The following is a 12,432-nucleotide window of genomic DNA, read 5'->3' on the forward strand; positions in this document are numbered from 1 at the left end:
TACTGATCATGGTTGGCATTCATCACGCTCCGTCTCTGTTCAACTGGCTGCTGATCCTGGCCTCGATGCTCAGCGTCGAACTGGCCGGCGCGGCCGTGCGTTGCGAGCGCAATCTGGTGGCCAACGTCGTCGCCTTCGATCAACCGCTGATGTTCAACCGCCTCGGTGCGCAGAACATCAACGGCATGATGTTCGCCCTGCGCCGCGATGTGGTCGATGAACATGAGCAGTCGCTGGCTTACGGTGGCGCTGCGGTGCCGGGTAAAGTTTCGCTACGCCCGGACAAGCGTCCGCGGCCGTTGGTGTTGCGCGTGGCCGCCGGCGATTGCCTGACGATCAATCTGCAGAACCTGCTCGACTATCAGGCCAACCCGAACAAGCACTTTGAAAACGAGGGCGAAGCAGAGGGCGTCGAAAACGCCAACGGCGCCGAAGACTTCAAAGTCGACGAGCAGGTCGCCGATCGTCACGTCGGTTTCCAGGTCAACGGCCTGCAAGCGGTGAACAGCATCGATGACATTTCTTCGTTCACCGGGCGTAACGCCAACAGCCTGGTGCCTCCGGGCGCGAGCCGCAGTTACACCTTGTTCGCCGAACGTGAAGGCGCGTTTGCCGTCAGCAGCCGTGGCGCGACGTTTGGCGGCGAGGGCGCGGCCGGCAACGTTGCCAACGGTCTGTTCGGCCAGGTCGTCGTGCTACCCAAGGGCGGTCGCACTTATCGCAATACCCTCACCGAAGAAGAAATGCGCCTGGCCACGACTGGCCGCGCACCCACCGGCCAACCCATTGTCGATTACCAGGCGCGCTACCCGCAGCGCGAACCTTGGTTACGCGAAGGCAAGGCCGGCACGCCGATCATCGGCATGGTCGACGGCAATGAAATCATTTCCAGCGAAAGCGATGCGATTGTCATGGGCAGCAACGCCGATGGCAGTTTCCCGTCCAGCACCTATCCGCTGGAAACGATGGGCAAACGCAACCCGGCGATCCCCAACCGCTTGGAACCGTTCCGCGATTTTGCCTCGCAGTTCCAGGACGAAACCGCCGCGACTCAAGCGTTCCCTGCATATTGGGCCGATCCGGTGATGGCCCATGTGCTGGAGCCGACCCGCGACTCGTTCATGATCAACTACGGCTCCGGCGGCATGGGCGCCGAAGTGGTCGCCAACCGCTTGGGCGTCGGGCCGATGCACGACTGCCTGTCGTGCGCCTATGAAGAGTTCTTCCTCAGCTCGCACACGGTTGGCGATGTGGCGATGTTGGTGGATGTGCCGGCCAACACCGGGCTGGAGAACATCGCCCCGGGCCAGACACCGCGCGCCGATCAGATCGGGGTGAAAGCGACCATGGCCCTGTATCCGTCGGAGCCGTCGAACGTCAACCACAGCTACATCGGTGACTTCGTCAAATTCCGCAACACCCACAATGGCCACGAGCAGCACATCTTCCACCTGCACGGCCATCAGTGGCTGTTCAACCCCAACGACGACAACTCCGATTACGTCGACGCCCAAGGCATCGGTCCGGGCGCCGGCTACACCTATGAAATCGCCAACGGTGGTTCGGGCAACCGCAACCGCGTGGCCGGCGACGCAATCTATCACTGCCATTTCTATCCGCACTTCGCCCAAGGCATGTGGGCCATGTGGCGGGTGCACGATGTGTTCGAAGAGGGCACTCGACTTGATGTTTCGCAGCAGGGCGCCGACGGCTACCACAGCGAACCGTTTGCCTTGCGCAGCGGCAAACCGGCGGCCGGCGCACGGGCTTTGCCCGATGGTGAAATCGTCGCCGGTACGCCGATTCCGGCCATTGTGCCGCTTCCGGGCAAAGCCATGGCGCCGATGCCTGGCAAAGTCGTGGTGGTGCCGAAAATCGGTGAAACCCTGGTCGCCGGCCATGATGACGAGGATGACGAAGAAGAGGGCGATGATGACGGTGAACACCATGGCGGCAACGCGGGTGGTCAGGCCATCGGCTCACTGGCGCTGGTCGATCGCAGCGAAGCCAACCGCAATGCCGACGGCAGCCTGAAAAACCCTGGCTACCCGTTCTGGATCGGCGGCATGGAAAGCTCGGTCGGCCAACGTCCGCCAACCCCGCCGCTGGACATGCTCGACGCCGCCACCGCGCAATCGCTCAAGGCCAGCGGCAAGGCGCTGTGGGCCAACCTCGACCCAGCGCAGTCCGGTGGTTGGGATGGCGGTTTGCAGCGGCACGCACTCGATGGCGTCGCGGCCGGTGGCGAGGCACACACCGTGACCACTTCGCTGGACTTCTCCAAGGAAGTCACCCGCGCCAAACCGATTTATCTGCCCGAAGAAGGCACCGAAGTCGAACAGGCGGCGATGGCCTTCCACGCGAAAAAAGATCACCCAAGCTACGCCCTGCTGCCCGGCAATCAAGTGGTGGCCAAGGCGTTCCGCACCAACGGTGCCTTGCCGATGGCCGGCGCGCCGTACTACGAACCGTGCATGGACGATCGGCAAAAACGCCTGACCAGCAATGCCGGCAGCGGCGAGTTCGCCAGCGGTGAGCGCATCGACGGCATGTCCTTTGTCGGCGCCTCGACCTTCACCGCCGACCGCCCACGGATCTACAAAGCCGCCAACATCCAGTTTGATGCGGTGTACAACAAAGTCGGTTATCACTTCCCGCAGGCGCGCATTCTGGCGCTGTGGGAAGACGCCTGGCCGGTAATCACCAAGCAGCGTCCGCCAGAGCCGCTGGTGATGCGCATGAACACCTTCGATTGCGTGCAATACCAGCAAACCAACCTGGTGCCGGCCACTTACGAGATGGACGATTATCAGGTGCGCACGCCGACCGACGTGATCGGCCAGCACATTCACCTGCCGAAGTGGGATCTGACCTCGGCGGACGGCTCTTCCAACGGCTGGAATTACGAGGACGGCGTGCTCTCGCCCGGCGCTGTGCAGGAGCGCATTCAGGCGATCCGCGAGTTCAACCAGTGCGCCGGTACTGATCCGCGTGACGGCACTCAGGCCTGCCCGAAAGCCAGGAACCATCCGTTCTTCGGCCAGTACGGCCGCGCCGACTGGCTGGGTGCGCGCACGGCGATGCAGCGCTGGTTCGTCGATCCGGTGGTCAACGCCAAAGGCGTCGACCGCGGCCTCGGCACGATCTTCACCCACGACCACTTAGGCCCATCGACGCACCAGCAGATTGGTCTGTACGCCACCGTTCTTGCAGAGCCGGCCGGTTCCACCTGGTTCCACGCCGAAACCGGCGAGCCTCTCTATAGCGGCGCGCGCCAAGACGGCGGGCCGACGTCGTGGCAAGCGGTGATCAACACCGGCGACCTCGACGGCGATGGCAAGAACGACAGCTTCCGCGAGTTCTTCCTCGAATACAGCGACTTCCAGCACGCCTATGAGGCCGGCGTCTATGTGGGCGCCGGTCCCAACGGCGTGCCGAATGCGCAGGCGTTCCCGGCCACCGCCGACAGCTTCCGCTACGCGATCAATCCGCCAGTGCGCAACAACGCCAGCAACTTGCTTGAAGGGGTGCTGGAGGTGCAGGGCGGTCAGGTCCCGGGCTGCCCGAGCCGGCCATGCCCGCAGGCGATTTCGGTGGATGACCCGGGCATGTTCGTCGTCAACTATCGCAACGAACCGCTGGCCCTGCGCGTGTACGACCCGAACAAGGTCGGCCCGGACGGCAAGCGCGGCATGCAGGCCGACGGCCTTGGCGGTGATCTGGCGTTCGCCATGCAAAGCCGTACCGACCGGGCGATTCCGGCGATGAACCTGGCGCCGAATCTGCTCACCTCGGCGACCGGCCCCACCGGTGGCACCACGCTTTTTCCGCCGCACATCAACAAGGGCGGCACCGAGCCGGGCGATCCGTTCACGCCAATGCTGCGTACTTACACCGGCGACAACGTGCGGCTGCGGGTGCATGCCGGTGGCCATGAGGAAGAGCACAACGTCACCTTGCACGGGGTGAAATGGCTGCAGAGCGGTTCCGGGTTCGGCAACAGCTCCAACTCCGGCTGGCGTGCGTCGCAGATGATCGGCATCTCCGAGCAGATGGGCTTCATTGCGCCGGTGTCGATGCTGTCCAGTTCGGCGGCGACCACGGGCGACTATCTGTACTCGATGGACGCTTCGATCGAAGGCTACTGGAGCGGTATCTGGGGCGTGATGCGCAACTACACCGCCAAACGCAGCGACTTGTTCGCCATCCCCAACAACCCGAATCCGGCAGGCATGCGTAACACCGTCGCATTCGAGGGCAGTTGCCCGCGCTATGGCGCCAACCCTAACGGCATTGGCACCCGGCCAACGGTGCAGCGCAACTATGAGGTGGTCGCGGCGCTGGCCAACGACATCCTCGGCAATACGCTGGGCCTGGCCATCGGCGATCCCGAAGGGCTTGGCCAGCATGTCGGTGGGCCGTTGAATCCGGCGGGCGGTACCCTGGTGCTGAACTCGCGCACGGTGAGCATTCCACAAGTCACCGTGACCGATCCGGAGGATGGCGAAACCATCACCATCGGCGGACAGAGCGGGCCGCTGCATGATCCGACCGCGATCCTGTACGTGCGCAAATCCGATCTGGATCCGGTGAGCGGCAAGCTCAAACCCGGCATCCCGGTCGAACCGCTGGTGCTGCGCGCAGCGGCGGGGGATTGCATCAACATCACCCTGGAAAACCGTCTGCCGAGCGTGATGCCGGATCTGACTCAAACCGCAGTGATGCAAGGCATGGTCAAGCGTGATCGCAACAGTGGCCTGGGTTCGACCACCTTCAGCAACAACCTGATGCGGCCGTCCAGCCACGTCGGTCTGCACGCGCAGTTGCTGGCCTACGACATCACCAAATCCGACGGCGCCAACGTCGGCGCCAATCCGATCCAGACCGTGCCACCGCGTGTCGGCAACAGCGGCGCGTACCCGACCCGGACCTATCAGTACTACGCCGGGCATCTGGAGCGTGAGGGCAAACCGGTGACGCAACTGGGCCGCAGCGTCGACAACATCAACGCCACAGCGGTGGAGTTCGGCGGCTTGAATTTCACCCCGGCGGACGTGATCAAGCAGCCGCAAAAAGGCCTTGGTGGAGCAATGAGCATCCTGCCGATTGGCGCAACCTGGGTCGACGATGCGCGCAAGGTCAACGCCACAGTTACGGCGCCTGGGCAAACCAGCTACCGCGATTTTGCGATGGTCTGGCACAAGGCGTTGAACACCCGTTGGGCCAATGGCCGGCCGGTGGAAGGGATTGCCGCTGAGGGCTTCGGCGTGCCGACCGATCCGCAGGACAACTCGAGCATGGCGATCAACTACAAGACCGAGCCGCTGTGGTATCGCTTCGGCCTCGCTCCGGATGCACCGTTCGGGCATGCCGATGGCGCGGGTTACGGCGACATGAGCAATGCGCACATGGCTTACAGCAATGCGCTGATCGGTGGCGATCCGCAGACGCCGGTGCTGTATGCCAAACCCGGACAGCCATTCCGTACGCACATTCTGATGCCAAGCGGTGGCAGTCGCGGCACCACGTTCCAGCTCGACGGGCATGTCTGGTCGGTGAACCCGTTCCAGGCCGAGAAGAGCGACACCGGGGGGTATCCGATGGGCTCGCCGGGCGTGGGCTCGGTGCGCTTCGGCTACAACCCGATGTCGATGTACATCGGCGCCCACGAGAGCATCCTGCCGGCCGCGCACTTCAGCTTCATGATTCCGAGCGCTGGTGGCAGCAATGCGATACCGGGGGATTACCTGTTCCGCGACTACGCCGCTTACGGCAACACCTCCGGGTTGTGGGGCTTGCTGCGGGTGACCAACGAACCGGAACCGGCGCCGCAGGGGCAGTAGAAGCAGGTGCAACGACAACATGCCTGTGGATGCAAATCCTTGTGGGAGCTGGCTTGCCAGCGATGACGGCGGCACAGGCGCCATTGATGTGACGGAAAGGACGCCATCGCTGGCAAGCCAGCTCCCACAGGGTCTGCGGTGGGCAGTGAGGTTGCGGGATGAATGCAAATCCCATGTAGGCCTTCGCCTGCTCGCGATTGGGGCAACTCGGTCTCGGATGGTAAGGCGGATGACGCCATCGCGAGCAGGCGAAGGCCTACAGGGAATAGGTTTGCAAATGAGGGGAGGGTGGTATGAACAGGATCATCAACATCATCGGTATTTGCACGCTGGCCATGGCCGGGGCGTTGCTGACGCTGAGTGAGATTGCGCTGGCGCAAACCGGGGCGGGTCAGACGCTGAACCGTGACGGCGTGGCGGTGGATTTCAACCTCAAGCCACTGGCCGCCGACGGCAAGCTGCGCGAAGGCGAATTCGCCGATGTGCAGTTCCGCGTAACCGACAGCGCTTCCGGCCAGCCGTTGTCTGGCGTGGCACCGGGAGCCTGGGTCGATCCGCAAACCCTCGCCGCCGATCAAGCCCAGGGCCGCGACCAAAGCTGCAAAGCCCGGGTCGGGGTGTTTCTCAAATCCAACATTGGTGCGCGGCCGTTGCTCGACCTCAACAGCTATTTCCTGCTGGTGATGAACCGCGACGCCAGCATCGCCGTGGTCGATCCGTCGGTGTCGGTCGGCGGCATCACCAGCACCCTGGCGCGGATCGAACTCAAGCAACCGCCGATGGACTGGGTCACCCCCAAAGACAACAAACGCGTATTCGTCTCGATGCCGATGGCCGGCGAAGTGGCCGTCATCGACAGCGAGCAATTCAAAGTCCTCGACTCAATCGCCGCTGGCAGCCAACCGGTACGCGTGGCACTGCAACCGGATGAACGCCTGCTGTGGGTCGGCAACAACGCCAGCAAAGCCGCAGACTCCGGCGTCACGGTGATCGACAGCCAAAGCCTCAAACCCCTCAAACACTTGCAGACCGGGCGCGGCCACCACGAAATCAGCTTCAGCAAGGACAGCCGTTTCGCCTTCGTCAGTAACCGCGACGACGGCACCGTCAGCGTGGTCGACATCGCCAGCCTGAACATCGTCCAGCAGATCAAAACCGGCTCGCATCCGCTGTCAGTCGCCTATTCAGCGCTGTCCGGCGCGGTGTATGTGGCCGACGGCAAGGACGGCACCGTGACCGTGATCGACGCCAGCACCCACGCCATCCGCCGGGTGATAAAACTGCAACAAGGCCTCGGCCCCATGGGCTTCAGCGCTGACGGCCGCTTCGGCGTGGTGCTCAACACCGTGGAAAACCGCGCCACGGTCATCGACGCCGCGACCAACAGCGCTATCCATGATCTGGACGTTTCCGCCGAGCCCTACCAAGTGGTGTTCACCCAGGCATACGCCTACATCCGCGGGCTCGCTTCACCGAAAGTCACCATGATCAACCTGTCGTCCCTCGGCGAAGGCCGCCAGCCGATCAGCCAAAGCTTCGAAGCCGGCCCGCAACCACCGCGTATGGCCGGGGATTTGCCGCTGGCCTCAAGCCTGGCGGTGTCACGCGACGACAACGCGGTGTTCGTGGTCAACCCGGTCGACAACACCACCTACTTTTACGCCGAAGGCATGAACGCGCCGATGTCCGGTTACCCCAACCGTGGCCAGATCGCCCGCGCGGCCATGGTCATCGACCGCAGCCTGCGCGAAGTCTCGCCGGGGCTCTACAGCGCGCGGGTGAAATTGCCGGCGGCAGGGCGCTTCGATGTGGCATTCCTGCTCAACCAGCCGAACATCATTCACTGTTTCACCGCGCAGATCGACGCCGATGGCAAAGCAAAAAAACACCTCGGCCAGCCGAAAGTCGAGTTCCTCCTCGACAAGACTGCCGTGGCGCTCAACGACCCCTACGTCGTGCGTTTCCGCATCGTTCAGGGCAAAGACAAGACCCAGCGCAGCGGTGTGAAAGACGTGCAATTGCGCTACTACCTCGCGCCCACCTCGCATCCGCGTGAAGTGGCGGCGCTGGAAGTCGCCGACGGCGTGTACGAAGCGCCGATCACCCTCGACCGCAGCGGCGCCTGGTACCTGCATGTGCGTGCGGAGTCGCTGGGCGCCGGTTTCGATGACAAGACCTTTGCCAGTGTTCGGGTAGCTCCCGGCCTGGCCCGTTGAAGAGGAGTTTCGACATGAACCGATTTGCATCCAGTGGCCTGCTGACCTTGTGCCTGTTGAGCCTCGGCCTCCAACAAGTTCAAGCCCATTCTGCGGACGAACACGCCGGGCACAAGGTCCCGGCCAGCAATACTCAGGAACACGCGCAGGTGAAGTTCGCCAACGTGCCGCTGCTCGACCAGAACGGCAAAACCGTGCGCCTTGAACAAGACCTGGTGCAGGGCAAAATCGTCGTCATGAGCTTCATCTACACCAGTTGCACCACGGTGTGCCCGGTGGTCTCGTCGATCATGGGCAAGGTGCAGAAACAACTCGGTGCGCGGGTCGGCGAAGAAGTGCAACTGGTGTCGATCAGCATCGACCCGCAGCGCGACGACCCGAAACGCCTGCAGGATTATGCGCGCACCTTCCAGCGCGGGCCGGGCTGGAGCTGGCTGACCGGCTCGCCGCAGTCGATCAATGAAACCCTCAAGGGCCTCGGCAGTTTCAGCGGCGACCTGAAGAGTCATCAACCGCTGATCCTCGTCGGCGACGGCAACAGCCGCCACTGGATGCGCTACTACGGCTTCACCGATCCGGCGCTGCTGGCCAAGGAAGTCGAAAAACTCAGCGGCTTGCGCACCCACGCCAAACACACCGCCATCGCCATGGAGCAACAGCCATGAGACTGCTCGACTGGATCTCCCTGACCGTGTGCTTCTGGATCTTCAGCACCGTGGCGTTTGCCCACGAAGGCCATGCCCCTGAGGCACCAGCGGCGGTTGCCGCCGCGCCGGCGACAGGCACCCACGACGCGAAAACCTGGTTCACCGACACGCCGTTGCAGGATCAGAACGGCGAAACCCTGCGCTTCTACAGCGACGCGCTGCAAAACCGCATAGTGCTGCTCAACGTGATCTTCACCAGTTGCAACGATGCCTGCCCGCTGATCACCCAAAAGCTCAAAGAGGTCCGCGAGCTGCTCGGTGACAAGGCGCAGGACATCACCTTCATTTCCCTTACCAGTGACCCGCTGCGCGACACGCCGGCGGTGCTCAAGGCTTACACCTTGAAGCAGGGTTCCGATGACCCTCATTGGCTTTTTCTTACTGGCGACAAAGCGCAGATGGACCTGGTATTGAGCCGCATCGGCCAGATCGTGCCGACGCCCGAGCAACACTCCACGCAGCTGATCGTCGGCGATGTCGCCAATAAACGCTGGAGCAAAATCCGTCCCGACGCCCCGGCCGCCGCCATTGCCCAGCGCTTGCAGTTGCTGACAATGCCCGTGGCTGGCCGCTGAGTCCGCGCCATGAACCTGAGCCGCGTCCTCGCCCTCATCCTGCTCGCTGGCCTCAGCCTTGGCGCGAGCGCTGCGCCGTTGACACCGGAAGAGGCGGCGGGCAAGCGTCTTTATCGTCAAGGCCTGTCGGCCAGTGGCGAAGCGATCATGGCACGGGTTGGCGCGGCGGACGTGCTGCTGCCGGCGACCAGCCTGCCGTGCGCCAATTGCCACGGCGCCGATGGCCTCGGTCGGCCTGAAGGCGGCGTGCGTCCCCCCGAGTTGAACTGGGCGCGACTGACCAGCACGTATGGCCAGCAACAGGTCAACGGCCGCAGTTATCCGGCCTACAGCGAGAGCAGTCTTGTCACGGCTATCGAGCAGGGCCGCGACCCCGGCCACAATCGTCTCGACCCGAGCATGCCGCGCTTTCTGCTGTCGATGAAGGATCAGCGCAACCTCACCGCCTATCTCAAACGCCTCGCCGATGAGCGCGATCCCGGCCTCGATGCCGAGACCTTGCATCTGGGCACCTTGCTGCCCAGCCAAGGGCCGCTGGCCGAGGAGGGCGCGACGGTGGCGGCGGTACTCAACGGTAGTGTGGCGCAGATCAATCAAGCCGGCGGCATACATGGGCGGCAACTGCGCCTGACGGTGATCGATCCCGGCCCGGACCGCGCCAGTGCCGAGCAGGCTCTGCAACAGTTGATCGAGCAGGAACAGGTGTTCGCGTTGATCGCGCCGCTGGCGCCGGCCCTCGACAGTGACTTGGGGCTGCGCCTGGAACAGGCCGGCGTGCCGCTGATCGGGCCGATGTCGATCCTCGGCACCCTGCAGGCCAGTCCGCAGATTTTCGAACCCTTGCCGGGATTGCCTGAACAGTTGATCGCGCTGGCCGACTACGCCACGGCAAGCCTGCGTGTGCTGCAAGGGCCGACGCTGATTGCTTATCCCGATGACCCTGCACAAACGCTGGCCGCGCAAAACCTTGGCCAGTATTTGCAGGATCACGGCTGGCAAAAAGTCCGTCTGCAAGCCTACGACCAAGCGGCAGATGCGCTACCGCTGGGGTCGCGCTCGGTGTTCTATCTGGGCAATGGCGGCGGTTTCAGTCGTCTGGCGACGCGGCTGCAAAGCGCCGGGCAAGTGCCTTATCTGTTTGCCGCCTCCAGCCAGGTGGCCGGCGATCTGCTGCAAGTTCCCGACGGCTTCACCCGACGGGTGTTCCTCGCCTATCCGTTTGTGCCCAGCGACTGGACCCAGGCCGGGCGCATGGCCCTGACGTTACTGCGTGAAGGCCAGGGCCTCGGCGCCCAGCACGCGGTGCTGCAAGTCGGCGCTTACACCTCGATGTTGCTGCTCAGCGAAGGCATGAAACAGGCCGGCCGCGACGCCAGCCGGGAAAAACTGGTGGCGGCGCTGGAAGGCCTGCACGACTTCGACACCGGCCTGACCCCGCGCCTGAGCTTCGGCCCCGGTCGACGCCTGGGTTTGAGCGGCGCGCATGTGGTCACTGTGGATTTGCCCGATCAGCGTTTCTATCTGGTCGCGCCCTATAAACCGATTGTTGCCAGCCCCTGAACGGAGGCCCCGATCATGAAACTCTCAACGCTGATCTTGTTGCTGACTTGCTGGCTGCCGCTGGCGTGGGCGAATAACGAGCCGGCCGTGGCGCGGGTCAATGGCGAGGAAATATCCGGGTTTCGCTTCGAGCGCTTCTTCGCTGAATACCTGGAAGATCAGGGCCGTGCGGTGACGAGCATTCGCAGTCCCAAGGCCTACAAGGAACTGCGTCAGGCGGCGTTGCAAATGCTGATCGACAAAGAATTGCTGTGGCAGGAATCGCAGAAACGCGGGCGGCAGATCGACGAGCAAGCGGTGCGTCAGCAGATTGAGCAAACCCGCATCGCCATCGGCGGCGCGGATAAATTTGTCCGGCGCTTGCAGGATGCCGGTTTCGATGAGGCGTCCTTCACCGAGTACACCCGCCGCGAACTGGCGGCGCAGCAGATGTTCGCCGAACTGATCCGCGCCAATACCTTGCAACCCCGCCACCTGCTGATCCGCGTGCCCGCGCAAGCGGATGCAGCCACAGTCGCCGCAGCGCGTCTACGCTTGATGCAAATGCGCGCGCCGATTGCCGAGGCCGCGACGTTTGCCAGCCAACCGCTGCGTTCACCGTTCGGCTGGCATGTGATTTATTTGCAGAACCACTTGGAGGCCGCCGATGTCCCAGATTTACAGGGGCTGGATACAGTCAGGGCAGAGCTCGCCCGACAGCAACAGACCCAGGCTCGTCGTCAGGTGCTCGCGCAATTACGGGTGCAGAACAGGATCGAACGAATTGACGACGACTGAAGGTTCCCCCCCAATAGTGGGGAATGGCTTCGATGCCCATTCAGGTGCTTCCCCGTTTCTGGGGAACGGGGTGCCGGGACGAGCGGGCATTGTCATTAAATTCAAGGACATGAAGAGATAAAATTACCGGAACTCAGCCTGGCATGAAGTGTGCGTTACCCCTGGTAAGGCGCACTCTCAGGGCGGGGTCATCGGACCTGCTGTTTCAAGGAGTCGACCTTGGTTAACAAAGTACTGGTTGTCGAAGACGAACAGTTGCTTGCACAAAACCTTCAGGATTATCTGTCGGCGCAAGGGCTGGAAGTCGCGATTGCACATGACGGAGCGACGGCTATCGGTTTGGCCGAAACCTTTGCCCCCGACGTGCTGGTGTTCGATTACCGCTTGCCCGATATGGAAGGCTTTGAGGTGCTCGACGCGGTCCGCCAGAACAGGACGTGCCATTTTGTGCTGATAACGGGTCACCCGACCGCCGAAGTCTGTGAGCGGGCGCGGCAACTGGGGGTCAGCCACATCCTGTTCAAACCGTTTCCCTTGGCGGAACTGGCGCGGGCGGTCTGCGACCTTCTGGGCATCAAGCGCGAAGCGAAACCCGGTGCGAGCCCCTCCGAGGGCTTTGTCGAACGACGCCAGAGCAGGACCGAGAGCTTCCCGTTGCAGTTGTACGATGGCAGTTGGGTGTTGGCGGATCGGCGACGACAGTCGCGCGCCATGGCACCCGACGAAGATCAAATGCTCACCGGGGAGTAATGGC

7 protein-coding genes are annotated in these 12,432 nt (G+C 63.1%); all 7 read left to right on the top strand.

From position 1 onward, the window contains the following. Positions 1 to 8: 8 nt before the first annotated feature. The 7 genes from mnxG (at position 9) to ACXX9E_RS15965 (ending at position 12,428) form a co-directional block, all read left to right on the top strand. Entirely contained in the window at positions 9 to 5,843 is a 5,835-nt protein-coding gene (gene mnxG / locus ACXX9E_RS15935; RefSeq protein WP_458555685.1) for a manganese-oxidizing multicopper oxidase MnxG, read from the top strand. A gap of 293 nt (positions 5,844 to 6,136) precedes the next feature. Continuing rightward, positions 6,137 to 8,059, top strand: a complete 1,923-nt coding sequence (locus tag ACXX9E_RS15940) for a YncE family protein (protein ID WP_458555686.1) — start codon at positions 6,137 to 6,139, stop codon at positions 8,057 to 8,059. A gap of 14 nt (positions 8,060 to 8,073) precedes the next feature. After that, a complete protein-coding gene (locus tag ACXX9E_RS15945; RefSeq protein ID WP_186747827.1) occupies positions 8,074 to 8,724 on the top strand; it encodes an SCO family protein in 651 nt (216 codons plus the stop codon). Continuing rightward, positions 8,721 to 9,341 carry an SCO family protein gene (locus ACXX9E_RS15950; RefSeq protein WP_458555687.1) on the top strand — a complete coding sequence of 207 codons (621 nt, stop codon included), beginning with the start codon at positions 8,721 to 8,723 and terminating at the stop codon, positions 9,339 to 9,341. Before ACXX9E_RS15945 ends, ACXX9E_RS15950 begins: the two co-directional genes overlap by 4 nt. A 9-nt stretch (positions 9,342 to 9,350) precedes the next feature. Then, positions 9,351 to 10,901: an ABC transporter substrate-binding protein gene (locus tag ACXX9E_RS15955; RefSeq protein WP_458555688.1), complete on the top strand. Its 1,551-nt coding sequence runs from the start codon at positions 9,351 to 9,353 to the stop codon at positions 10,899 to 10,901. 15 nt (positions 10,902 to 10,916) lie between these two features. Further along, on the top strand, positions 10,917 to 11,678 hold the full coding sequence (locus ACXX9E_RS15960) for a peptidylprolyl isomerase (RefSeq protein WP_128616011.1): 762 nt from the start codon (positions 10,917 to 10,919) through the stop codon (positions 11,676 to 11,678). A 219-nt stretch (positions 11,679 to 11,897) separates the two neighbouring features. After that, complete coding sequence (locus ACXX9E_RS15965) at positions 11,898 to 12,428, top strand: response regulator (RefSeq protein WP_128616012.1); 531 nt, start codon at positions 11,898 to 11,900, stop codon at positions 12,426 to 12,428. Positions 12,429 to 12,432: the final 4 nt, after the last annotated feature.

Source organism: Pseudomonas sp. GNP014 (assembly GCF_054344005.1).

Excerpts from the sequence above, each read along its gene's own strand:
- mnxG (WP_458555685.1), top strand. The coding sequence starts at position 9 with ATGGTTGGCATTCATCACGCTCCGTCTCTGTTCAACTGGCTGCTGATC.
- ACXX9E_RS15940 (WP_458555686.1), top strand. The coding sequence starts at position 6,137 with ATGAACAGGATCATCAACATCATCGGTATTTGCACGCTGGCCATGGCC.
- ACXX9E_RS15945 (WP_186747827.1), top strand. The coding sequence starts at position 8,074 with ATGAACCGATTTGCATCCAGTGGCCTGCTGACCTTGTGCCTGTTGAGC.
- ACXX9E_RS15950 (WP_458555687.1), top strand. The coding sequence starts at position 8,721 with ATGAGACTGCTCGACTGGATCTCCCTGACCGTGTGCTTCTGGATCTTC.
- ACXX9E_RS15955 (WP_458555688.1), top strand. The coding sequence starts at position 9,351 with ATGAACCTGAGCCGCGTCCTCGCCCTCATCCTGCTCGCTGGCCTCAGC.
- ACXX9E_RS15960 (WP_128616011.1), top strand. The coding sequence starts at position 10,917 with ATGAAACTCTCAACGCTGATCTTGTTGCTGACTTGCTGGCTGCCGCTG.